18 protein-coding genes are annotated in these 24057 nt (G+C 65.6%); 7 read left to right on the forward strand and 11 right to left on the reverse strand.

The annotated features are described in order from the left end of the window. Positions 1-50: 50 nt before the first annotated feature. The 3 genes from murJ to J1M81_RS22145 are packed head-to-tail and all read right to left on the reverse strand — an operon-like array spanning position 51 to position 7218. Positions 51-4241, reverse strand: coding sequence for a murein biosynthesis integral membrane protein MurJ (gene murJ, locus J1M81_RS22135; RefSeq protein ID WP_241258329.1), 4191 nt, complete (start codon positions 4239-4241; stop codon positions 51-53). Further along, a complete protein-coding gene (locus J1M81_RS22140) occupies positions 4238-6646 on the reverse strand; it encodes a glycoprotein (protein ID WP_206498846.1) in 2409 nt (802 codons plus the stop codon). The genes murJ and J1M81_RS22140 overlap by 4 nt, the downstream gene beginning before the upstream one ends. Continuing rightward, positions 6643-7218 carry an NUDIX hydrolase gene (locus J1M81_RS22145; protein ID WP_032373580.1) on the reverse strand — a complete coding sequence of 192 codons (576 nt, stop codon included), beginning with the start codon at positions 7216-7218 and terminating at the stop codon, positions 6643-6645. The genes J1M81_RS22140 and J1M81_RS22145 overlap by 4 nt, the downstream gene beginning before the upstream one ends. Before the next feature lie 101 nt (positions 7219-7319). Between J1M81_RS22145 and J1M81_RS22150 the strand changes: the two genes are divergently transcribed. Then, entirely contained in the window at positions 7320-8786 is a 1467-nt protein-coding gene (locus J1M81_RS22150) for a CCA tRNA nucleotidyltransferase (RefSeq protein WP_206498847.1), read from the forward strand. 50 nt (positions 8787-8836) lie between these two features. On the opposite strand, the gene J1M81_RS22155 is transcribed toward J1M81_RS22150, so the two are convergent. The 3 genes from J1M81_RS22155 to J1M81_RS22165 are packed head-to-tail and all read right to left on the reverse strand — an operon-like array spanning position 8837 to position 12636. Continuing rightward, positions 8837-10333, reverse strand: coding sequence for a DUF4185 domain-containing protein (locus J1M81_RS22155; protein WP_206498848.1), 1497 nt, complete (start codon positions 10331-10333; stop codon positions 8837-8839). A 59-nt stretch (positions 10334-10392) separates the two neighbouring features. Further along, positions 10393-11679: an MFS transporter gene (locus J1M81_RS22160; protein ID WP_027495019.1), complete on the reverse strand. Its 1287-nt coding sequence runs from the start codon at positions 11677-11679 to the stop codon at positions 10393-10395. Between the two features lie 24 nt (positions 11680-11703). Next, a complete protein-coding gene (locus tag J1M81_RS22165; protein WP_206498849.1) occupies positions 11704-12636 on the reverse strand; it encodes an NAD-dependent epimerase/dehydratase family protein in 933 nt (310 codons plus the stop codon). Between the two features lie 117 nt (positions 12637-12753). On the opposite strand from J1M81_RS22165, the gene J1M81_RS22170 reads away from it, so the two are divergent. Both J1M81_RS22170 and J1M81_RS22175 read left to right on the forward strand, forming a co-directional pair. Continuing rightward, positions 12754-13443 carry a TetR/AcrR family transcriptional regulator gene (locus J1M81_RS22170; RefSeq protein ID WP_027495021.1) on the forward strand — a complete coding sequence of 230 codons (690 nt, stop codon included), beginning with the start codon at positions 12754-12756 and terminating at the stop codon, positions 13441-13443. Between the two features lie 54 nt (positions 13444-13497). Then, positions 13498-14115, forward strand: a complete 618-nt coding sequence (locus J1M81_RS22175; RefSeq protein ID WP_032400878.1) for a YqgE/AlgH family protein — start codon at positions 13498-13500, stop codon at positions 14113-14115. A gap of 72 nt (positions 14116-14187) precedes the next feature. Here the strand turns inward: J1M81_RS22175 and J1M81_RS22180 are convergent, their stop codons facing one another. From J1M81_RS22180 to J1M81_RS22195, 4 genes are read right to left on the reverse strand one after another with little or no spacing between them, the layout of a single operon-like run. Continuing rightward, positions 14188-15549, reverse strand: coding sequence for a glutamate decarboxylase (locus tag J1M81_RS22180; protein WP_032399393.1), 1362 nt, complete (start codon positions 15547-15549; stop codon positions 14188-14190). 31 nt (positions 15550-15580) lie between these two features. Further along, the gene (locus tag J1M81_RS22185; RefSeq protein WP_045841541.1) at positions 15581-16576 is read right to left on the reverse strand and encodes a bile acid:sodium symporter family protein; all 996 of its coding nucleotides are present in this window, start codon (positions 16574-16576) and stop codon (positions 15581-15583) included. A gap of 8 nt (positions 16577-16584) precedes the next feature. Continuing rightward, positions 16585-17565, reverse strand: a complete 981-nt coding sequence (locus J1M81_RS22190; RefSeq protein WP_206498850.1) for a DUF1648 domain-containing protein — start codon at positions 17563-17565, stop codon at positions 16585-16587. Positions 17566-17569: 4 nt separating this feature from the next. Next, entirely contained in the window at positions 17570-17974 is a 405-nt protein-coding gene (locus J1M81_RS22195; RefSeq protein WP_027495026.1) for an SdpI family protein, read from the reverse strand. 68 nt (positions 17975-18042) lie between these two features. On the opposite strand from J1M81_RS22195, the gene leuS reads away from it, so the two are divergent. Beyond that, positions 18043-20865: a leucine--tRNA ligase gene (gene leuS, locus J1M81_RS22200; protein ID WP_045841542.1), complete on the forward strand. Its 2823-nt coding sequence runs from the start codon at positions 18043-18045 to the stop codon at positions 20863-20865. An 88-nt stretch (positions 20866-20953) separates the two neighbouring features. After that, on the forward strand, positions 20954-22228 hold the full coding sequence (locus J1M81_RS22205) for a lipase family protein (protein ID WP_206498851.1): 1275 nt from the start codon (positions 20954-20956) through the stop codon (positions 22226-22228). A 5-nt stretch (positions 22229-22233) separates the two neighbouring features. Here J1M81_RS22205 and J1M81_RS22210 read toward each other — a convergent pair whose 3' ends face one another. Beyond that, positions 22234-22659 carry a pyridoxamine 5'-phosphate oxidase family protein gene (locus tag J1M81_RS22210; protein WP_027495029.1) on the reverse strand — a complete coding sequence of 142 codons (426 nt, stop codon included), beginning with the start codon at positions 22657-22659 and terminating at the stop codon, positions 22234-22236. Positions 22660-22750: 91 nt separating this feature from the next. On the opposite strand from J1M81_RS22210, the gene J1M81_RS22215 reads away from it, so the two are divergent. Next, positions 22751-23476 (forward strand): molybdopterin-dependent oxidoreductase, encoded by a 726-nt coding sequence (locus J1M81_RS22215; protein WP_206498852.1) that lies wholly within the window; start codon positions 22751-22753, stop codon positions 23474-23476. Further along, positions 23460-24050: a cytochrome b/b6 domain-containing protein gene (locus tag J1M81_RS22220; RefSeq protein ID WP_241258330.1), complete on the forward strand. Its 591-nt coding sequence runs from the start codon at positions 23460-23462 to the stop codon at positions 24048-24050. Before J1M81_RS22215 ends, J1M81_RS22220 begins: the two co-directional genes overlap by 17 nt. Positions 24051-24057 lie beyond the last annotated feature (7 nt).

Here is a 24057-nt window from a genome sequence, read left to right on the forward strand (position 1 = left end):
CGATACCGCGAAGTACGAAACGAACGCGATTTGCCTCTGTATCGCCGGTTTTACGTGTCGAAACCGATCCCGGAGATCGAGGTAGCGATGCGGCCACCCTGCTCTCCGAGGGTGGTGATCCACACCAGGACGTTGCCGGTGGGTTCGGTGCCGTCGAGCGCGATGTCGGTGCGGCCGTTCTGCAGAGTGGCTTCACCGAGCAGCGTGGTGTCGCCGAGGCTCGGTGAATCGTTGGGAGCGGACCTGATCTCGACGACCGTTCCCGGCGACGTCGATTCGATCCACGCATTCTTCAACGTCGACGACGGGATGGTGACGAGCAGTCCGACACCGTTCTTCAGCGCAGGGAACTGCTGGAAGTAGGAGTCGGTGGTCCACGCCGTGCTGGGGTTGTTGTCGATCACGTTCGATGCCGTACCCGGGTTGTCCGCAGACCCCTGTGGGGAGAAGACGCTGACATCGCTCATCGCGACGGGCCCACCTGTCGGTGCCGGGGGCGCAGCGGTGTCGCCGGCCGGCGGTGCGGCAGCCGGGGTCGTCAGTCCGAACTCCTGGCTGTCCAGCGGCGCATCGGTGCTGTCGCCCGCGATGGAGGTGAACAACCAATAGCCGGCGAACGCCAGAATCAGCACCGTCAGAGCGCCGAGAACGGCGATGGCGATGTTGGTTCGCGTCGACTTCGCCTTCTCTGCGGCCAGCTCTTCCGGGTCTGCGAGCGAGTGACCGCTGGCTCCCGGGGCACGCTGGCCCAGTCGCAGTGCCGGCATCAGGTCGGTCTTGTCGTTGACCACCGCGGCCTGATCGAGAACGTGCTGCACCGTCGCGGCGGTGCGAATGCCACTGTTCTGCTCGAGCGCTCGTACCGCGACGGCAGAGATCTCGAACGGAACGTCGGGGCGAATTTCGCGAGGCTCGCGCGGCGCACCCTTGTCGTCCCGATCGGCCGGACGCATGCCGCCGACGCTGCGCAGGGATGCCGCGTCACCGGGAACGACGGCTTCTCCGGTGGTGTCCGACAACGGCCAGCGTGCAGTGATCAGGGCGTAGAGCATGGCACCGAGACCACGGACGTCCGAACTGGAGTCGGCGTCCGCCAGAGTCGCGGGAAACGCCAGGACGGCGTTGCCGCTGGTACTGATGCGTACGCGATCGGGGTGGTCGATCGACAGCGCGCCGCCGCTGCGGTGCGCAGCCTCGGCCGCGGCGGCCAGGACCTTGATCGCACGAGCGGCACCGGTGGGGGCAGGAACCGTATCGGCCATCTCGCGCAGCGAGCGACCGGGAGTCCACTCGGCGACGACGATGCCGCCGGAGCTACCGCGCACCACGTCGAGCACCCGGGCGAGGCCGGGAGAGTTGATCCGACCGAGGCGCAGCGTCCGGGACAGGATTGCCTGCGGGCCCTGAGTGCGGTCGTTGGGTGACGCCGTGGACTGCTGATCGGCGTCGACGAACGTCAACGCGACCTCGCGGTCGAGCTTGACGTCGTGGGCCTGCCAGAACTTCAGCCCGCGAGCTCCACCGTGCGGTGCCAACAGGCGGTAGCGTCCCCCGGCCACCGAAGCACCGGGAATCAGCGTCGGTCCGCGAAGGGTGCGCCCGGGGGCGTCCGCGGTGGACTGGTCCTCGGCTGGTTTTTCGGCAGCTTTGTCCGTTGTCGGCTTCGGTGCTACTGGTGTGTCGACTGCAGCCGATTTCTTCGTCGCCTCCACCGGTGTGCTGTCGGTCTTCGGCTCGGCCTTGCTCGCGTCGTCGACCGGCAGCTTCGCCTTCGAGATGGAGACGGTCTTGTCGGACGGCTTTGCCGCCAGCGCTGCCTTGGAGATCGCGATCGTCTGATCCTTGGGAGCGGACGCTTTGGTTTCCTTCTTTTCGGTGGCCTCGGCACTCGACGCTGCCGCCGACTCAGGCGTGCTGGGTGTGCTCGGCTTCTCCGAAGAATCAGGTGCTTTCGAGTCCGCTGTCTTCGACTCGGGTGTTTTCGACTCGGGTGCTTTCGACGACGCAGCAGACTCGGCCTTCACGGGCTCGGTGCGGTCCTGGGTGTCGACTTCGACTCCGCCGCTCGTTCGGTCGGCTTCGTTTGCTGGAGACTGTGCCGGCCCCCCAGCAACATCGTCGTCGGTCACTGTTACTCCTTCAGGCGAATATGCCCCGTGTTGTTCTACAAGCGGTCGACCTGCAGGGGCGTCTGCCCCCGGGTGCCGTTGACCAGGGTACGGGAGTCGATCCCGCGCAGTGTCCCATGTGGGCTCGGTTCGAATAACCGGAATCACGCTGGTTTCCGCGGCAGCCGGATCAGGCACCGAACCGGACGTCACAGGCTCGGGCGGGGCCGACCGTCCGAGGACCCGGCGGACGAGCCGGCTCAACGCGACGGTGACGGCCAGTACTTCGGGAATCTTGCCGAACCACAGGATGGAGAACGTGATGCCGAGCATGATGACGGCGTCCATCGCGACGCGCACGAAGTTGCCGATCCAGCCGTTCGCCATGGCGTCGAATCCGACGATCCGGTCGATGGCGAGCATGGCTGCGCCGCCGGCCAGCGAGGCGATGAGAACCAGCCAGACAGTCTTCCCGACGTTGGCCATCCGCAGGTTGCCGAGGCTCTTGTGCAGCAGGTATCCGCCGATGACGGCACCGGCCGTGTAGCCGAGGCCGGTCGCGGTGCCGAGGAGCAGCACCACCTGCTCGGGATCGGATGCGACGATCGGCGCGAGCAACGACAGGCCGATCTTGACGGCGGTGATGCCGAGCACGATCCACGTCGGAGTCCAGGCCTGCTCGCGGGCGTAGAACACGCGCAGGTGGATCAGGACCAGGGCGTACGGGATAAGGGAGAACGCGGACCAGCTCACGGCCTCACCGAGCCGGTTGGCGTCGGGCGCAAACTTGCCGAACCCGTACAGCGCCTCGCCCACCCACGGCCCCGCGAAGGTCAGGAACACGACGATCGGGACCATCGCGACCATCGTCAATCGGGTGGCGACGGAGAGATCGTCGACGACCGAGGGCGTGTCACCGTTGGCGGCATTACGACTGAGTCGAGGCATGATCGCCGTCAGAACCGTGACGCCGAGAATGCCGTACGGCAGCTGCAGCACGATCCAGGCCTGGGAATAGATCGTGGGGCTCGCGTCGTCGGCTCCCGACGAGATGTTGGTGGCGACGATCAGACCGATCTGACTGATGACGACATAGAGCACGATCGCCGCCGCCATCGCGCCGAACTTCTTCAAGCGCGCGTCGAATCCCCACAGTGGGCGCAGGTCGATCTTCTCGCGGCGAAGCGCAGGGATCAACGCCAGCACCTGCGTGATGACACCGGTGGTGACGCCGAGGCCGATGATCAACAGCTGCGGGTTCGTCATGTCGACCGGGTTGACGGTGATCTCACCCGGCATCAGGAAGTAGATGCCGAACACCGCAAGTACCACGAGGTTGTTGAATACCGGTGCCCACGCACCGGGTTTGAAGTTCTGTCGGGTGTTGAGCACCGCGGTGAGCAAGCCGGAGAGCCCGTAGAACATCAGCGCCGGCAATACCAGATAGGTGAAGGCAATGGTCAGGTCCTCGTTGACCTTCGGATCACCGTTGAGCATCAGACGCGCCAGCAGCGGCGCAGCGATGGTTGCGGCCAACGCCACGGTGCCGAGCAGCGCGACCGCAATGGTGAAGAGGCGTCGGACGAAGTCACGTCCGCCGTCGGCGTCCTCTTGTTCTGCGCGTACCAGGACAGGAACGACGATCGCTCCGAGGACGGCACCGAGCACCAGCTCGGAGATCATGTTCGGCAGGATCGTCGAGACGGTGAACGCACTGGCCAGGCCGGCACCCAGGGTGGCCGTCATGGCTACTTGCTTGGCGAATCCGGTGATGCGGCTGACGAGGGTCGCCACCGCAATGGAACCGGAGGCGGCCAGCAACGACTTCTGAGGTCTGGGTTCGGACTGCGGTGGTGACTCGTTGCCGCCCGGTGGTGTCTGCGGCGGAGGGATGTTCCCCGACGGCGCGGCGGGTGGGTAGTCCTCGTCCCGGAACCGTGGGATGAGCTGAGTTGCGGAGTCGTCCGCTGCCGGTTGACCGTCGAGCGGGGGCGGCGCCGGATAGGAACGCATCTCGGGTCGCGGTTGTCGCTCCCAAGGGGCGGGGCGAGGGGGCGTCGTGCGCCGGAACACCTGCGCTGCGGGCATGCGTGACCGGGGCAGGTCGCCGTCGTACGGCACATTGCCTGTCATGGTCTCTCGTACCCTTCGTCGGCCGGGTCGGGTTGTCCTCGGAATCGGTGCCAGAGTCGTCGGCCTGCAAGCAACAGTAGGAGCGCGCCGGCGCAGGCGGTAATTATCGCGAGAGCTTGACCGTATGCGTTCGATCGAACCGACACCGTCGATACCTCGCCGAGCCGGGTGCCGTCGAGGGTGGTGACGGAGAAGTCGACCGACAGATTGCGTTTGTCGTCCACCTCGGCGGGCACGGTGATGGTGCGCGATCCGCGCGCCGGAAGTTGGGTCACCCCGACGTCGCTGATCGTCATCTCCGGTGGCGCGTCTACTCGGAGGAGCACGTTGACCGGCACCGGTAGGTCGTTGCGGGCCACGAGCAGCAGCGGACTCTGCTCGGAGGCCAGTGTGTAGACGCCGCCCGGGGCCAGCACGGTCACCGATCCGTAGACGGTGTCGAGTCCGACGCGGGTCGCGGTGAGACGGGTGCGTGCCATGGCCGCGGCGTCCTCGCCTTCGGCGCTGGCGCGACCCGCGGTCGACAGGGCGCGGAGCATGTCCTCCCGCAGCGGGGCGGTGTACAGGCGCGGAGTCAGTGCGGACTGGGGATCCTCGACCAGTGACTGCGCCAGGGTGTCCACGCGTGCGCTCTGTGTGCGCACCGTGTCGATGGCGGACGCATCGAGATCGGTCGGCACATCGATGCTGGTCACCGGGATGCCGGTGGGGGGCTCGGTGATCAGGCCGGGCAGCGGACGAGGCGTCGCCAGGCCCGAACGCAACAGCGAGGACACCGTCGACAGGATTGCCGACGGTTCGTCTCCTCCCGCGGTCCAGTACTGCGGCGGTGCGACGGTCACCGTGCGGCCGGGTCGATCGGCTCCGACGAGGGCATGGAAATTGATGGCACCGAGAGCGTCCTGCAGCCGTGCGGTGCGAGAGTCGGTGCCCAGGTCGAAGCGTTGATTCGCCGGGGTCAAGGCCGGGGTCGACGGGGTCGTCCCGACGCCGGCCAGTGCCGCGGTGGTCGCCGAGTCGTAGTGGGTGGCGGCCAAGGTGCCGGTCGGATCGGCGGCGGTCGGCGCGGTGTCGGTGGACACCAGCAGAGATGTCGGCGACGACGTGGGTGGGCTGATGCTGTTGTCGGCGACGAGGACGGTCCCGGTTCCCGACGATCTCAGCGCGTCCGCAGCGCCCGCGTCGACGCCGCCGGTGGGACTCCAGGTAAAACCGCGTACCGAGCTGATGCCGAGGATGCCGTCGACGATGTCGGCCGGGGCGGCGACAGCGCTGCTGAGCAGCGAGGAATCACCGATGTCGGCGACGGCGGCGAGGTCGGCCTGAGCGAACGGCAGGGCCGTCACGCAGGTGTTCGACGCCAGTGCCTCGAGCCGCGTCAACCACTGGGCTGCGGCCCCGCTGCCGGAGCCCTCCCGCGCGGAGCTGGCCGGATCGGCCGGGTTGTCGACGACGAGGTAGCCGCGGGTCATGTTCGAGACGGTGACCAGCAGGTCGGGATCGATGCCGATACACAGGCTCGACGCCAGTTTGCCGTCGGGATCGAGACCGGGCTGCGTCGCGAATTCCAGTGCTTTGAGCAGGGTGTCGAGCCGACCACCAGCGGCGAGCTGGGTCGCCAGGTCGTCGTCGATCAAGCGCACTCGATCGTCGATGGAACCGGGGATTCCGGCTGCGAGACGGGGAATGTCGGCGAGTGGCCACAACACCGTCATCGCTACGGGATTCCGGGTGTTGGGCGGTAGCGGCATCGCGTCGGGCGCTGCGGGGTCGAGCTGACCGGGATTCCGCGGCAGTCCCACGACGGGTAGCAGGAAGCGGGCGTCGTCGAGTCGAGCCGTCCCGCCATATTCGGGGGTTCCGTTGACGTTGAGAAGTAGGGGGTAGACACCGGGAGCGTCGATCCCGAGGGAGGGCTCGGTGCTGCTTCGTAGCTGCATCGACAGATCGAACTGGCGGCTCTGGTCCTTTTCCAGCGACTCCGCGACCGTGACGAAAGTCCCGACGCGGTCGAACCTTTCTTGGTCGAGGGTGAGCGAGGTCCGCAGACCGGACGTCGTGTCGATGGCCGCCGCGCCCTGTAGGCGAACGCTGACGTCGTCGACGCGTCGATCGCCGGTGTTCTTCACCGTCGCGCGAACCGTGACGAACGGATCGCTGCTGGTGGTGACCGTCGAGGGTGCGACCGTGTCGATGCTCAGCGTCAGGAACGGATCGCCGGACTGCGTCATCGGGGTATCGGGAACGGCGCTGGTCGTGCCGCTGGTGTCTCCGGCGGAATCTGGTTGCGCCGCGGCAGTAGGGAGCTGTTGGGGTACCAGTGCTGCGGTGCCGACGGCCGGCGCTCCAGCGAGGAAAAACGAGGTCAATGCGGCGGCAGCGACCTTCCGGGCCCGCACGATCACTTCCCGCCGGGCGTGGGTGCGTTCGTGTCGCCGCCGGTTGTCTGCTCGCCGTTCATGTCCTCGATGAGTCGGGTGGCGATGGCGGCAAGTTTGCGTTCGTCGGCGTAGGCGAGTCGGGACGGCAGTTCGCTGAGCGGTACCCAGGCGACTTCGGTGACCTCGAGATCCTCGTCGGACAGTTCACCGCCCAGGAAGCGGAGCAAATAGTGGTGAACGGTCTTGTGGACTCGGCGGCCTTCGGTGACGAACCAGTAGTCGATGCTTCCCAGCGACGCCAGCACGGTGCCGCGGATGCCGGTCTCCTCGGCGACTTCGCGCATGGCCGTCTGCTCGGCGGTTTCGCCCTGCTCGATGTGTCCTTTGGGCAGGGACCAGAGCAGGCGTCCGCGCCGGTCGGTGCGGCCGATCAGGGCTGCGCAGCGGGTGGCAGGCGGGCCGTCGAGGCCGTCGACCACCAGGCCTCCGGCAGAGGTTTCTCGGACGGTCCGCAGCTTGGGTGCTTCGGTGTCGGCGCGTGCTTGACGCCGCCGCGGGTTGCGGCGGCTCCTGTTCGCACGTTCGGCAGCAGACACCCGATCCATACTAGTTGCCTCGGCGCCCCGCCCCGGCTTGCCGCACCGTGGCCGATGGCCGAGACGATCCGGTCGGTACTGCGCCAGTAGGCTCTTCCACCGTGGCCGATCAGTCCCTGTCTTCCGTTTCCCCCGAGCACGCCGATGCGCGCCGGGAAAGGTTGCTGGCTGCAGCTGCGGTGACGTTGCGTGAACTCGCGCCGGTATTGACCCCGCTGGGCGCGTTGTTCGCCGCCGCGGGCCACGAGCTCTACCTCGTCGGTGGGTCCGTTCGGGACGCGGTTCTCGGTCGTTTGGAAACCGATCTGGATTTCACCACCGACGCCAGGCCGGAGGTCGTTCAGACGCTGCTGTCCGGGTGGGCGGACCATCAGTGGGATACGGGCATCGCGTTCGGAACGATCAGTGCGGCCAAGGACGGCCAGCAGATCGAGATCACGACGTTCCGCACCGATTCGTACGACCAGGTCTCGCGTAACCCCGAGGTGCAGTACGGCAGCAGCCTCGAAGAAGATCTCGTTCGACGCGATTTCACCGTCAACGCCATGGCCGTGCGGTTGGGTGCGGACGGCGTGCAGGAGTTCGTCGATCCGCTCGGCGGCATGGACGCGTTGCTCGAGGGCGTTCTCGATACCCCGTCAGCACCGGAAACGTCGTTCGGTGACGATCCGCTGCGGATGCTGCGCGCGGCTCGATTCGTGTCGCAACTCGGTTTCTCGTTGTTGCCGCGGGTGCACAGCGCCATCGTCGACATGGCCGATCAGATCGACCGCATCACCGCCGAGCGCATTCAGGTGGAGCTGGACAAGCTGATTCTCGGTGCCCACCCGATCGAGGGCATCGATGTGATGTGCGAGACCGGTCTGGCTCAGCGGATCATTCCCGAGGTGCCGAACATGAAGCTCGAAATCGACGAGCATCATCAGCACAAGGACGTGTACTGGCATTCGTTGACGGTTCTGAAGCAGGCCATCGATCTCGAGGACGGCGACCCCGATCTCGTATTGCGTTGGGCCGCATTGCTGCACGACATCGGCAAGCCCGATACCAAACGTAACGAGCCCGGCGGCGGCGTCAGCTTTCACCACCACGAGGTCGTCGGGGCCAAGATGGTGCGAAAGCGTATGCGCGCGTTGAAGTACTCGAAGAAGATGATCGAGGACGTCTCGCATCTGGTGTTCCTGCATCTGCGATTCCACGGGTACGGCAAGGGTCAGTGGACCGACTCGGCGGTGCGTCGCTACGCCACCGATGCCGGCGAGCTACTGCCCAAGTTGCACAAGCTGGTTCGAGCCGATTCGACCACCAGGAACAAGCGTCGAGCGGCTGCCCTGCAAGCCACTTACGACGATCTCGAAGAGCGCATCGCCCGCATCGCCGAGCAGGAGGACCTGGCGCGGGTTCGTCCCGACCTGGACGGCAACGCGATCATGGAGCTGCTCGGTATCCCCGCCGGTCCCGACGTGGGCAAGGCGTGGAAATACCTGAAGGAACTGCGCCTCGATCGAGGACCACTCTCACGTGAGGACGCCGAAGCTGCGCTGCTCGAGTGGTGGCCGACGCAGTAGCGCGTCCCGCGCACGTGCGCGGAACTTCGTAGCCCACTACGAGCTTCCACTCACGACGAGCGAAGCTCGGCCTTGACGAGATAGACGTTGTAGCTGTCCCACTCCGAGACGGTGAAGTACAGCTCGTTCGCCGTCGACCACGGATGAATGAAGCCCCCGTAGGTCTTGGGGTACTCGGCGGTATCGATCAGGGTGCTCGGGGCGGTCCACTCACCCTGTGGTGAATTTGCTTCGCGCAGAACGATATCGCCGCGTAACGGATCCAGATACGTCATTCGCCAGAGGTCTCGGGCCTCGTCGTGATGGACCGACAGTTCCCCGGCCATACCGTCGGCGATGGGGGTGGCCTCGTTCGATCCGACGGGAGCCCACGTGCCGTTCACCCAGTATTGGTAGGCGGTCTTGTTCAGCACGTCTGCCTTCGGGACGCGTGCCAGGCCGACCTGTCCGGCGCGACCGTTGACGGTGCCGAACATGTACACGTACTCCCCCGCCGGGACCATCGTCGACACCTGGAACTTGGAGAACCCGAAGACGTTGTCCCACTTGGCATGTTCGTCCTTGACCCAGGTGGACCCGTTGTCGTCCGAGTAGGCGATGCCGCCGTAGTTGGTCCACCACATGCCGGGGATCGTGCTCCAGCGCCGGATGGACATGTATGACATGTACTGCCGGTCGTCGATCGCGAACCCGGACGTGGGGATGACCGTGGTCTCCCAATTCTTGATCTTGCGCGAGGGCAAGAGTTCGGCTGCGTGACAGCGGGAGTCCTGCACCATCGAGTCCAGGGTCATACCGTCGGACAGGTCGGTGTCGGTGCTGTGTCCCAGTACGTTCGACCGCCAATCCTTCCCTCCGACCACACCGAATTCCCAACCCTTGCCGAAGGAATCGCCGAAAACGACGGCGACCTCGCCCGGCTTGCTCTCCCACATGATGCCGAGGTCGGTGCCGTCGACCTGCCAGCGCTTGTCGGTGCGGTTCTCCGATCCCGGTCCGGTCAGCTGTGAGACCACCTCGACGTGTCCGACGGCCGGTGCCACCGGCGGTACCGTCGTCGTCCCGGACTCCGCCGCAGTGACCGCGGGTGCGGGCGGCGGGGTTCCCGGAGTTCCACCGGGGCCGGGAATCGGGATGGGAATGGTCTCGGGCTGCGGGTCGATCTCGATGCGAGGGAACGGGAGATGGTCTGCAGAGCCGGTGGTGGGCGACTCCGTGGCGTCGGTGAGGTCGGGACAGGGGTCCGCGCACGGGTCGGCCGACGGCTCGGCCTGGACACGGGTGTTGTTCGGCGGCGGGTCGGGCACCGGCACGAGTTCGATCGACGGATACGGCACGGGGATCACCACACGATCCGGCAACGGCGGCAGCTGCGGCGGATTTCCGGGCCCGACGGGCTCTGGTGGGTAGTCCTTGGGGTCGAATCCGGTTTCTCCACAGGAATTCACCGGCGGCGGCGGGGCCGCGTACGCGGGGGGTGCGGCAAGGACGGCTGTACCTGCGGCAACCGCGATGATGCAGCCGAGCGACGTCGTGCGGCCATGCATGCGGTGCCCCCGTGTTGTCCGACGAAACCTAGCGGTCCGATACGGGAAGATACACCACGTCAGCGCGGTGCGCGCCTCGTGTTGAGTACCGCTGCGACGAAGCCGACGGCGTAGATTCCTGCTCCGACGAACACCAGCGCGTGCGCAGTGGGATCCTGGCTCAGCTCCGTGGCGTCGGGGCCGACGGCGAATGCGGCCGCGGCGAGGGCGCCGACGAACGCGACGTTGAACACGGTGTCCTGCAACGCGAAGACTCGTCCGCGATGCGCGTCGTCGATCTCGATCTGCATGGCGGCGTCCCCACTGAGTTTGACGGTCTGCCCGGCGATCCCGAGGAGAAAAGCTCCGAGCAGCAGACTGGTCTGGGTGAGGCCGGAGACGGCACCGACCTGAGCGGCGATGGCCAGGACGAGGGCCGTGGCGATGGTGCGGGTGCGGCCGAACCGCGGGACGGCGAACGGCGCGATGACGGCGGCGAGGAACATTCCGGTGGCCGTGGCTCCGACGGCAATGCCGAAGCCGGCGAGGCCGCCGGGCAGGGAACTCTGCGTGCTCTCCCGCAGCACCAGCACCATGATGAGGGTGTTGATGCCGAACACGATGCGGTGTGCCCCGATGCCGATCATCGCGGTGGTCACGCCCGGCGACCGCCACACCGCGAGGGCACCCGATTTCAGGCCGGCGGCAACATCTTTCAGCGGGTTGCCGGGCCGATAGTCCGTATCGGGACCGAGAGACCGCGGCGCGAACCGTCCGGCCGCAACAGCACCGACCACCGAGCCGGTCGCGGCCAGCCCCACGGCGACACCCGAACCGAAGTCCCCCGCTCCGACGGCACCGATCACTGCCACCGCCAGTCCCGCACCGGCCGCCGCGAAACCGGAGCCGACGGTGGCCAGTACCGAGTTCATCGGCACCAGCCACGATTGCCGCACCACATGCGGCAAGGATGCCGACGCGCCCGCCAGGACGAACCGACTGAGCCCGACGGTGGCCAGAGCCAACAGCAGCAGCGGCGTGGCGTCGACCCCGGCACACAGAAGCCCGGCGGTAGCGGTGATGAGAACGATGCGAACGATATTGGCCCACAACAGAACCGATCGACGATCCCAGCGGTCCAACAGCGCACCTGCGAACGGGCCCACCAACGAGTAGGGCACGAGCAGAACACCGAAACCGGCGGCGATCTCGGCGGGGTTGGTGGCGCGTTCGGGATTGAACAGGATGGCACCGCTCAATGCGGCTTGGAACAATCCATCACCGAACTGGCCGGCGAAACGAACGGTGGTGAGCTTGCCGACGCCCGGGGACTCACGTAGGCGGGTACGAAAGGAGGCGTCGTTCACCGACGGGACTCTATCCCGCGTCGGTCACACCGATACGGCGGGCTTGTCTGCCTTCCACCACGCGATCGTGGCGGCTGTGCCGTCGGCGAGCGGGGTGGGCTCGAGGCCGAGAACGCGCTCGCTGTGGCTGGAATCGAGGATGTAGGGGTCGCGGAACTGGTACAGGGTGTCCCCCAGCTCTTTCATCGGACCGGAAACGAGCCCCAGTGCTCGCATGACCCAGGCCGGCACGACACCGATCTTCGGGGTCGGCAAGTCCGCTGCAGCGGAGTACATCTCGATCATCTCCCGCTGAGTCACCGCGGGGGCGGTCGGTGCATGCAGGACGGTATTCCACGTGGACGGTCGTGCGGCCGCGACGATCATCGCGGCTGCGAAATCCGGCACGTACGTGAAAGAATGGGATAGGTTCGCGGCCCCGATCACCCGAATGGTCTTACCGGCGAGCACATTGGCGACCACACGTTCTCCCATGTGCGAGACCAGCACCCGTAGGCCGTAGAAGTCGGATGCCGCGATGCTGACGGTGGGGGTCGAGTGAGCGTCGCGTGCGGCCAGGAGTTCGGTGCGCACACCCAGCTTGCGGAACGTGGCATTTCTGGGTGAGTCCTCGCGGATGGGCCCGTCGACCCGGCCGTAGGCGTAGAGACTTTCGGGGAACACGACGACCGTGCCCGCGGCCGCGTCGAGCACACGTCGTTCCATCGCCTCGAGCTTGTCGCGCCACACCGTGTTCTCGTAGGCGGCGTGGGTGCAGTGATAGATGGCGGTTGCTCCGTCGACGTGCGCTCGGAGGTCGTCGGACTCGATGTCGACCGATCGCCGTTCGATGTTCGGATGCTGTGGCCCGCTGCCGGATCGAGTCAGGATACGCACCGTATGTCCCTGTGCAGCAAGCTGTTCGGCGATCGTCCAGCCGACGGGTCCTGCACCGGTGACGACGTGAAGTTCTGACATGGCTACTCCGTTTCGGTAAACGAGAGCGGTGCTCTCTGATGTGTCGAGTGTGCACCTCTGCTCGGAGAAAAGCAAGAGCAGTGCTCTCGGAAAAGAGCGGCAGTTACAGTAGCGAGCATGGCGAGCACTCCGCGTACCCGAGCCCGCGCCCAGACTCTGAGCGACATCACCCGCATCGGACGCGAGCACCTGGCCGCGGACGGTGCTGCGGCCCTGTCGCTACGCGCGGTCGCCCGAGATCTGGGCGTCGTCTCCTCGGCGGTCTATCGCTACGTCTCGAGCCGGGACGAACTACTGACCTTGCTCGTCGTCGATGCGTATTCCGAGTTGGGCGACGAGGTCGACGCGGCCGTCGACGCCGCGGACGGCCCTGCCGACAAATTCCGGGCGTTGAGCCGGGCGGTGCGTCGATGGGGACTTCGAGAGCCGGCCCGGTACGCGCTGCTCTTCGGCAGCCCCGTACCCGGCTACCACGCGCCCGCCGAACAGACCACCGGCCCGGGGACCCGGGTGATCACCACATTGGTAGCAGTCCTGCAGTCGGCCTGGGATATCCGTCGCCCGGACATCGAATCGGCACCCACCGAGTTGGCGTCGCTGCACGCAAGTTTCGAGGACATCCGCGCCCAGATGGACATGGACCTGCCCGACGAGCTCATCGCATTGGGCGTGATGGTGTGGGCGTCACTGTTCGGTGCGATCAACTTCGACGTGTTCGATCAGTACGGCGCGACGACGTTTGCCGACCGGGACGCGTTGTTCGAGTTCCAGTTGGGGATTCTGACGAAGATTGCCGGGCTCGAGTAGGACCGAGGACTGGCCGTCGTGCTTGTGCCACATCCGGCGGTGTGCGGTGCCACAATGGCTGATGTGGCAGCGCATGCGGAGGAACCCGAGGACCGGACGGCGTCGGCACTGCACGATGTTCGTCCCGGCAGTCTGCTGGTGTCGTCCATCGAACTCGTGGAGCCCACGTTTCGGCGCACCGTCATCTACATCATCGAACACAACGACGCGGGCAGTCTCGGCGTCGTGATCAACCGCCCCAGTGAGACCGCGGTGCAGAACGTGCTGCCCGATTGGTCCGAGCTCGCCGCGAAGCCGCGGGCCCTGTACGTCGGTGGTCCGGTCAAGCGTGATTCGGCACTGTGTCTGGCCACGCTGCGCACCGGTGCGTCGATCGACGGGGTCGCCGGTCTGCGCCGAGTCGACGGCCGGGTGGTGATGGTAGATCTGGATTCCGACCCCGCAGACATCGCGCAGTACGTGGAGGGTGTGCGCATCTTCGCCGGGTACTCGGGGTGGACGTTCGGGCAGCTCGAAGGTGAACTGGACCGAGAAGACTGGATCGTGTTGTCGGCCTTGGCTTCCGACGTGATCGGTCCGCCGCGCGTCGACCTGTGGGCGCAGGTTCTGCGTCGTCAGCCGATGCCGTTGGCGCTGTTGGCGTCCCACCCGATCGACGTCGAACGGAACTGAGAGCGGCTGCGCCGCACGTGCGCGGAACTTCGTAGCAGGGGTCGAGTTTCCACTCACGACCCAGGACACAACCTAGTGCGAAAAAGCCCGCGCGGTCGAGTGTCCGCCCGATTTCAGACCGTCGATCACCTCGTCGATGGCGATGCACAGCATGCGGCCGAGGTCTGCGCTGAAGCCCTCGCGGACGACGATTCTGAGTACGGCGACGTCGGTGGCGTTGTCGGGCATCGTGTACGCCGGCACCTGCCAGCCGCGGGCACGCAGTTCGTGGGACACGTCGAACACGGTGAACTCGCAGTGCTCTTTCAGCATGAACGACAGGACCGGGATGGCCGATCCGTCAGTGATCACGTCGATGTCTGGATGTCCCGCGAGATGAGTGCTGACGCGAACTGCGGTGTCGCGCAGTGCTCTCATGATGTCGGTGTAGCCGGACCGGCCCAGGCGCAGAAAATTGTAGTACTGGCCGATGACCTGATTGCCCGGCCTCGAGAAGTTCAGCGTGAAGGTGGGCATGTCGCCGCCGAGGTAGTTCACGCGGAACACGAGATCCTCGGGCAAGTCTTCCTTGGTCCGCCAGATGGCGAATCCGATTCCCGGATAGGTCAATCCGTACTTGTGTCCGCTGGCGTTGATGGACTTGACCCGAGGCAGACGGAAGTCCCATTCGAGCTCCGGGTACAAGAACGGTACGACGAAACCACCGCTGGCCGCGTCGACGTGAACCGGTACGTCGGGTCCACCGCCGCCGACGATCTCGTCGAGGACGGCGCAGATTTCCTGTACCGGTTCGAGTTCACCGGTGAACGTGGTGCCGAGAATCGCCACGACGCCGATGGTGTTCTCGTCCACCGCGTCCCGAACCTGTTCCGGGGTGATGACGTAGCGACCGCGCTCGACGGGCAGGTACTTGGGTTCGACGTCGAAGTAGCGACAGAATTTCTCCCACACCACCTGGACATTGCTGCCCAACACCAGGTTCGGGGTTCCTGTCCCGGCGCCCTTCGCCCGCCAGCGCCACTTGAGCGCCAACCCCGCCAGCATGACTGCTTCACTGGAGCCGATGGTCGAGACGCCGGTGGCCGACGACGGGTCCTCGCGGTCGAGGCCGGGTGCGTGGAACAGGTCGGCGACGATGTTGACGCAGCGTTCTTCGATGGCCGCGGTGGACGGGTACTCGTCCTTGTCGATCATGTTCTTGTCGAACGTTTCCGCCATCAGCTTTTCGGCCTGCGGATCCATCCAGGTGGTGACGAACGTCGCCAGGTTGAGGCGTGAGCTGCCGTCGAGCATCAGTTCGTCGTGGATGTAGCGGTAGGCGGCGTCTGGGTCGAGTTGATTCTCGGGGAGTCGCAGTGCGGGTACAGGATCGGTGGCGAGCCGGCCGGTGTAGGCGGCAGAGACGACGCCGTCCGTGTGCAGTTTCCTGGGCATTGTCTTCTCCGATTTCTCGACTGACACCAACCTAGTCCGCGACGACCGCCGCCGGGCTCGGTTCCGGTCGACGCGCGAAATGCTGAGCGATGACGGTGCACACCATCAGTTGAATCTGATGGAACAGCAACAGCGGCAGGACGATCAACCCGATGGGTTGGCCGACGAACAGCACGGCGGCCATCGGCAGTCCGCTCGCCAGGCTCTTCTTGGATCCGCAGAACAGCAGCACCAGACGATCCTCGAGTGAGAAACCGAACCACTTGCCTGCGTACCAGGTGATCGTCAGAACGAGGGCGAGCAGCAGGATGCACACGGCGACGACGATGCCGATGCGCCACAGGGCGACCGAGGACCACACGTGTTGATTCATCGATGCGCTGAAGGCGGAAAAGACGACCAGCAGAATCGATCCCCGGTCGACGAGCTTCGTCGACGCGCTGTGGCGGGTCAGCCAGCCCGTCACCCAGGGTCGGAGCAACTGACCGACGGCGAACGGGAGCAGCAGCTGCGCAACGATGTCGAGGATCGAGCTGGGATCGATGCTCGCCGAACCAGTGGTGGTCATCAGCGCGAGCACCAGCAGCGGGGTGACGAACACGCCGAGGATGTTGGAGAACGACGCGCTCACCACGGCACCGGCCACGTTGCCTCGGGCGATGGAGGTGAAGGCGATCGAGGATTGGACGGTCGAGGGCACCAGGCAGAGGAACAGCATTCCGGTGTAGAGGTCCTCGCTGAGCAGACTCGATTCGAGGACCCTCAGGGCCAGGCCGAGCGCGGGGAACAGCAGGTACGTCGACGCCAGGATCACCGAGTGCAAGCGCCAGTGTTTGACGCCTTCCCAGGCGTCACGTGGGGACAGTCGCGCGCCGTAGATGAGGAACAGCAGCCCGATGGCGACGCGTGTCACCCAGCCGAGAACGTCCTCGGCGGTTCCCGACGCCGGGAAGATGCTCGCCAGCGCGGCGACCGCGAAGATGCTCAGCAGGAAGGGATCCAGGACGGTGTCCCGCAACGCTTTCACTCGGCCACTCAGTCCGCAGTGGTGGTGCGGGCACGGTCGGTGAGGGTGTTGAGCGTTCCCGCGATCGTGTCGGCGGCTACGGTTCCGATGGTCAGTCGATCACCGTTGGCGAAGGTGACGAATGCCGCCGGCCCGGCTTCGGTGGCGACGGCGTAGTTGCCGCGGCCCTTCGCTCGAAGACCCCACCCGCCGAAGTCCTTGGCCGGGTTCACCGTCCGCACCGAGGCACCGGTGATCTCGGCGATGTCGTAGTCGAATGCCGCCATTCCCAGGCTCGAGACGTAGAGACCGTCGCTGTCGATGTGCACGGTGAATCGCAGTAGGGACAGGATCAGGATGGTCAGCGGAACGAACAGAAAGATCGGCCACGGCGAATTCGAGAGGTAGCACGTCACGCCGGCTCCGGCCGCAGACAGCGCGATCACCGTGACTGCGGCGACGCGGCTCGCTCCGACGGGAACCACCAGCGGCAGTTCGAGGCCGCACCGAGGTAGGTCGGTGTGCAGGGGTGCGGTGGCGACGACGCGTTGGCGGTGATCCCGCAGGCGCGTCGCTCCGAACAGTCCGATGGCGAACCCGGCAACGGTACCGACGGCGATGGCCCAGCCGGGAATGGTGACGCTCTGCTCGGTGGGTAGGTCGAGTTCGCGTGCGAGGGTCGCGATCTCCAGCACGCCGATCGTCCCGACGACGGTGAGCCCGATGATCAGCATCGTCCGACGCATGATCAGCAGCACTCGGGCCAGGGCGGCCACCGCGCTCACACCGCCCCCGACCAACACGATGACGATGGCGACGGTCCAGGCGTTGGCGAGCGGATTGGAGAAGTCGTCCGGCTGGGTTCCGCTGAAGTGAGTCGCCACCTGGTCCGGCAGGCGACCCTCCCACAGATAGGCCAGGACGAGGCAGAGAGCGGCAACCGCGAGCGGGAGGACGACGCCGAAGACGACTCCGGCCGGATCGAAGGTGCGCAGACTCCTCTGTTTCATGCGCTCAGCTCGGCTGGCAGGCGTCCTTGAGGCTGCACGAGATGCACGATTGTCCGCATCCGTCGGCCTCGGCGGGTGCCGGCACTGCCGCGGCTGCGCGGGCACCGATGGATCCGCCGGCTGCGGCGATGAACAGCGCTGCAGCGAGGGCAACGACCACTCCGACGACCGCTGCGATGCCGCTCAGTGCGAGTGCGGCTACGCCGCCGATGGCCAGTACCAGCGCAGATGCGGCTGTGGTCGGGCCGGCGACACGGTTCGCGAGGACGAACGTCTCGTCGTCGCGCATTGCCTCGGGGGTACGGACACCGGCGAATCGATTGCGCGGGAGCCGGCCGAGCAGCGACAGGGCAGCGACAGCCCCGACGACGAGGGCGAGCACGAACAACACAACCGAGACGATGACCACCTGGCCAGGATACGGCGCAGCGAGGTCCTGGTACCAGGCGGGCCGCGTCACACTTTAGGCTGGTAGGTGTGACCGATTCCGTTGAAGCATCCACCGAGTCCGTTCCCGAGTACCGCTACACAGCCGAACTCGCCGGGCGCATCGAGGAGCAGTGGCAGGACCTGTGGGAATCGCAGGGCACCTTCGACGCGCCCAACCCGGTCGGAGCGCTCGCCGGAGACGTCCCCAAGGACAAGCTCTTCGTCCAGGACATGTTCCCGTACCCGTCGGGCAGCGGCCTGCATGTCGGGCACCCCCTGGGCTACATCGCCACCGATGTATTCGCGCGGTACCACCGCATGCAGGGACGCAACGTGCTGCACGCACTGGGCTACGACGCCTTCGGGCTGCCCGCCGAGCAGTACGCCGTGCAGACGGGTACGCATCCGCGCAGCACCACCGAGGACAACATCGTCAACATGCGACGCCAGTTGCGTCGGCTGGGTCTCGGGCACGATCGTCGACGGTCCCTGGCGACGACGGATGTCGACTTCTACCACTGGACGCAGTGGATCTTTCTGCAGATCTTCAATGCTTGGTTCGACGACGAGCTCGGCAAGGCGCGCCCCATCTCGGAGCTGGAGGCGGAATTCGCCTCGGGTGAGCGGACATTGGACGACGGCCGCTCCTGGGAGTCGCTGACCGTCGGTGAACGCCGCGAGGTGATCGACGGCTTCCGTTTGGTGTACGAGTCCAACTCGATGGTCAACTGGTGCCCTGGCCTGGGTACCGTGCTGGCCAACGAGGAGGTCACCGCCGACGGACGTAGCGATCGCGGCAACTTCCCGGTCTTCCGAAAGAACCTGCGCCAGTGGATGATGCGCATCACTGCGTACTCCGATCGGCTGGTCGACGACCTCGAATACCTGGATTGGCCCGAGAAGGTCAAGACCATGCAGCGCAACTGGATCGGACGCTCTCGCGGAGCGCAGGTCTCGTTCTCCGGGATCGAGGTGTTCACCACCCGCCCGGACACGCTGTTCGGTGCCACCTACGTGGTGCTGGCGCCCGAGCACGATCTGGTCGACGGCATGGTGGCCGAGCAGTGGCCTGCCGGAATTTCGGACAAGTGGACCGGCGGCGCCGCGACACCGGCCGAAGCCGTTGCCGCATACCGCGCGTCGATCGCCGCGAAGTCCGATCTCGAGCGGCAGGAGAACAAAGAGAAGACCGGCGTCTTCATCGGTGCGTACGCCGAGAACCCGGTCAACGGTGAGCAGGTGCCGGTGTTCATCGCCGATTACGTGCTGACCGGGTACGGCACCGGTGCCATCATGGCCGTTCCGGGCCACGACGCACGTGACTGGGAGTTCGCGACGGCATTCGATCTGCCTGTGCGCGAGGTCATCTCCGGCGGCGATGTCACCGAGGCGGCTTACGTCGGCGACGGTGAATTGGTGAACTCCGGTTTCCTCGACGGCCTGCCGGTGGACGAGGCCAAAGCCGCCGTCATTTCCCGACTGGAGTCGGAAGGCAAGGGCCGCGGCACAATTCAGTACAAGCTGCGCGACTGGCTCTTCGCGCGCCAGCGCTACTGGGGCGAGCCGTTCCCGATCGTCTGGGACGCCGAAGGCAACCCGCACGGACTGCCCGATTCTGCTCTGCCAGTGGAACTTCCCGAGATCGAGAACTACGCCCCGGTGTCGTTCGATCCTGACGACGCCAGCTCCGAGCCGTCCCCACCGCTGGCCAAGGCCGACGAGTGGGTCAACGTCGAACTCGATCTGGGCGACGGACTGCAGACCTACACCCGCGACACCAACGTGATGCCGCAGTGGGCCGGTAGCTCTTGGTACCAGCTGCGCTACGTCGACCCCACCAACTCCGAGGCCTTCGCAGACCCGGAGAACGAAAAGTACTGGGTGGGGCCGCGTCCCGAAATCCACGGACCCAACGATCCGGGCGGAGTGGATCTCTACGTCGGTGGCGTCGAGCATGCGGTGTTGCACCTGCTGTACTCGCGCTTCTGGCACAAGGTGCTGTTCGATCTGGGTCACGTCAGCTCCAGCGAGCCCTACCGACGCCTGTACAACCAGGGCTACATCCAGGCCTACGCGTACACCGATTCCCGCGGGGTCTACGTTCCTGCAGCCGAGGTCGTCGAACGCGACGGCGGCTACTTCTATCAGGACCAGCCCGTCAACCGTGAGTACGGCAAGATGGGTAAGTCGCTGAAGAACTCGGTCTCACCCGACGAGATCTTCGCCGAGTACGGTGCCGACACTCTGCGTGTCTACGAGATGTCGATGGGTCCGCTGGACACCTCACGCCCGTGGGCGACGAAGGACGTCGTCGGCGCGCAGCGTTTCCTGCAGCGCGTCTGGCGACTGGTACTCGACGAGGTGACCGGCGAGGTTCGCGTCACCGACGCCAAGCCCACCGAGGACACCCTGCGAGTGCTCAACCGGGTGATCGACGGTGTGCACGCGGATTACGCTGCGCTGCGCGACAATACGGCCGGTGCCAAGCTGATCGAGCTGACCAACCACATCACCAAGGCGTACCCCGACGGTGCCCCGCGCGGGGTGGTGGAGCCGTTGATCCTGATGCTCGCTCCTCTGGCACCGCACCTCGCCGAGGACCTGTGGGGCAGGCTCGGACACGAGAAGTCGTTGGCGCACGGGCCATTCCCGCGCGTGGAGAAGAAGTGGTTGGTCGCCGATACCGTCGACTACCCCATCCAGGTCAACGGCAAGGTCCGCAGCCGCATCACTGTGTCTGCCGATGCAACGAAGGACGACGTCGAGAAGACGGCATTGGAAGATGAGAAAATCGTGGCCCTGCTGGACGGGAAGGCCCCGACCAAGATCATCGTGATCCCTGGTCGCATGGTGAACATCGTTCTGAAGTAGCTCTCGCCTCCGCCGAACTCGAAGTTATGGATGAAAATCTTGCGATTTCCGTCCATAACTTCGATCTCGCGGGGGTTTAATTTGTTGCATGTCACCAGCTGGTAGAGGGTTTGCGTTGAGGCTGATTGCCTCCGTCGTGCTACTTCTCGGGTCCGCGACGCTCGTGAGTGTCCCTGTTGCACAAGCAGATCTGGGACCCGGCTCGCCGGTTCCAGCGGATGATCCGTTCTACGATTGGGACGGCGGCCTGGACGTCTCCCCGGGAACGGTGCTGCGGTCGAGGCCCATGACGTTCCGTACCCCCAGCCAGCCGACGCCGATCTCGGGGAGTCAGGTTCTCTACAGAACTACCGACCAGCAGGGTGACGGCGTCGTCACGGTCGCCACAGTGCTGCGGCCCTTGATCCCCGGGCCGACGCGGATCGTCTCGTACCACATGGCGTACGACGCCCTCGGCTCGCAATGCAATCCCTCGTACACCCTCAGTGGCGGGTCCACGAGTCCCATTGCCGGCGCGGAACAGGCGGTCATCGCCGGTTACCTCGCAGCCGGCTACACCGTCGTCGTGCCGGATTACGAGGGCGAGGAGCTCGAGTGGACGATCGGGCGGCAGTCGGGCTACGCAGCTCTGGACGGCGTTCGCGCGGCCCAATCCTTCCTGCAGGTTCCGTCGAGCACCCCCGTCGGGATGATCGGGTACTCCGGTGGATCCGTCCCGACGCAGTGGGGAGCCGAGATCGCTCCCGAGTACGCACCCGAGCTCAATCTCGTCGGAGTAGCGGCCGGCGGGCTACCGGTCGACCTGGCTCACAACCTGCCGTACGTCAGCGGTAACAGAGGGTGGGCGGGTGTCATCCCGGCACTGATCGTCGCCTACGAGCGTGCGTACGGACTCGACCTGAACAGTTTCATCTCCGACTACGGCTTCGAGGTTATCGATCAGGTCGATCAGGAGTGCATTGCCCAGTTCGCCGACGACTACCCGACGCTCACCGACGCATCGATGGTGAAGGCCCCGTACACCTCCCTGCTGGACGTACCCGAGGTGGTGGCGGCGATCGACGACAACATCATGGGCAGCCAGGGCACTCCGCGGACGCCGATGTTTCTGGCCGTCGGTCACGCCGATCCGATCGGCGACACCGTCATGATCACCGGCGACGTGCAGGGACTGGCGTACGGCTACTGCGGCCGGGGCGTGGATGTGCAGTACGCGCAGTACGACGGCCTGACGCACAGCGACGCCTTCCCGGTATTCGAGGCGCAGAGCCTGCAGTTCCTGACCGAACGGTTCAGCGGTGGGCCGACGCACAGCAACTGTGTGACGATCCCGCCCGGCAATGCCTTGACCCCGACTTCGTAGTTCTCTCAGATGGCCCCGAGATCGGCAGACAGCCAGTGTTCGGGGCGCAGGTAGAACACCACATTCTCCTCGTGCTCTCGGTTGGCCATCTCGAGGTAGCCGTCGACCTTCTCCGGGGGCAGGTAACGGGCTGCCATGGCTCGCAGCAGCTGCGGGGTGCTCGGCTCCTCTCGCGCCACGGGGCCCTCGACGCTGACGTAGCGGATCGTCGGATCGGACTGCTCGATCATCAGAGTGAATCGCCCTGCAGTCCTGATCAATTGGGCCTTCTTCGAGGTGGCACCGGTCAACACCCAGGCTTCACCGCCGGGGGTGTAGTCGTACCAGATCGGTACCGTCAGCGGGCCACGGTCCGCCCCGGCCGCTACCGAGAGGGCGGCGATATGCGATTCGGCCAGATACTCTTCGCGTTCTGTCTTCGACAGTGCCATGAATCAACCGTAAGACTTCCCCGGGCGAAGTTCCAGACCTGATTCGACGCCCAATGTGGCCTGATCCTGGTCCGCCGTGGACAGTGGAGGGATGCCGATCGCCGAGCCGAAGATTGCGGGTAGCCCCGTCGGTCGCCGAGTCGTGCTCGGCCTGGTGTCGGCCGGGGTCGCGGGCATCGTCGGTGGGGGCGCGGTGCAGAAGGGTCTCGCGTCGGTACTCGGGCCGATCGGTAACCACGATCCGACGGGACTGATCGGACTGATTCCCGTGGGCGACAACTTTCGCTTCTATTCGGTGACGCAGGGCGCGCCGCGCAAGGACGAGAACTCCTATGCCCTGACGGTGGGCGGTTCCGTCGACACACCGCGCACGTTCACTCTGCAGGACCTCCGCTCGATGCCGCAGACGTCGTTGGTGCGTGACTTCCAGTGCGTGACGGGATGGCGTGTACCGGAAGTTGCTTGGAGCGGAGTGCGATTGGCAGATATTCTCGATGCCGTCGGACCCACCGCGTCGGCGACGTCGTTGCGGTTCACCTCGTTCGACGGCACGTATACCGAGAGTCTGACGCTCGAGCAGGCGCGACGCGACGACGTACTGGTTGCGTTGACCATGCTCGACGGCCCCGTCACCCACGATCACGGAGGTCCGGTTCGGCTGTTCGTCGCTTCGATGTACGGCTACAAGAGCATCAAGTGGATCGGCGGAATCGAGTTGACGGACAACGTGGTTCCCGGATACTGGGAGAAACGTGGATACGACATCGATGCGTACGTCGGCGAGTCGAACGGACGTCGAGATGACCCCACGAGCTGACGACCGCGCACGGTTCGACCGAGTCGAGCGGTACGTGCACTGGACAGTCGGGGTCTTGGTGATCGTGTGCATGGTGACCGCTGCGATTCTGTACATCGGGTCGCTCGCGGTGCTGGTCGGCAATCGCCCGGTGGTGGAGTTCGTGCACGTGTGGTCGGGCTTTCTGTTGCCGATTCCGTTGATTCTCGGTGCGGTCTCACGCAGCTATCGCACGGACCTCGGCCGTCTCAACAGATTTGTCGCCGACGACTGGAAGTGGTTGCGCTCCAAAGCACGTCGACTCGGGGCGGTGGGGGTCGGGAAATTCAACGCGGGTCAGAAGCTCAACGGCGCGCTCAGCGGCGGGTCGATTCTGGTGCTCCTCGGTACCGGCGTCGTCATGTACTTCTCGGCGTGGAGTCCACTGCAATGGCGTATCGGTGCAACATTCGTACACGACTGGTTCGCCCTGGGATTCGGGCTACTCGTCGTCGGACACATCACGTACGCGTGGAAAGACACCGAGGCCATGCGCGGAATGACACAGGGTGCCGTGACCAGGGAGTGGGCAGAGCACGAGCATCCGGAGTGGTGACAACAGT

The sequence above is a fragment of the Rhodococcus sp. KRD175 genome (assembly GCF_017168275.1).
In the GTDB taxonomy this organism is placed as follows: domain Bacteria; phylum Actinomycetota; class Actinomycetes; order Mycobacteriales; family Mycobacteriaceae; genus Rhodococcoides; species Rhodococcoides fascians.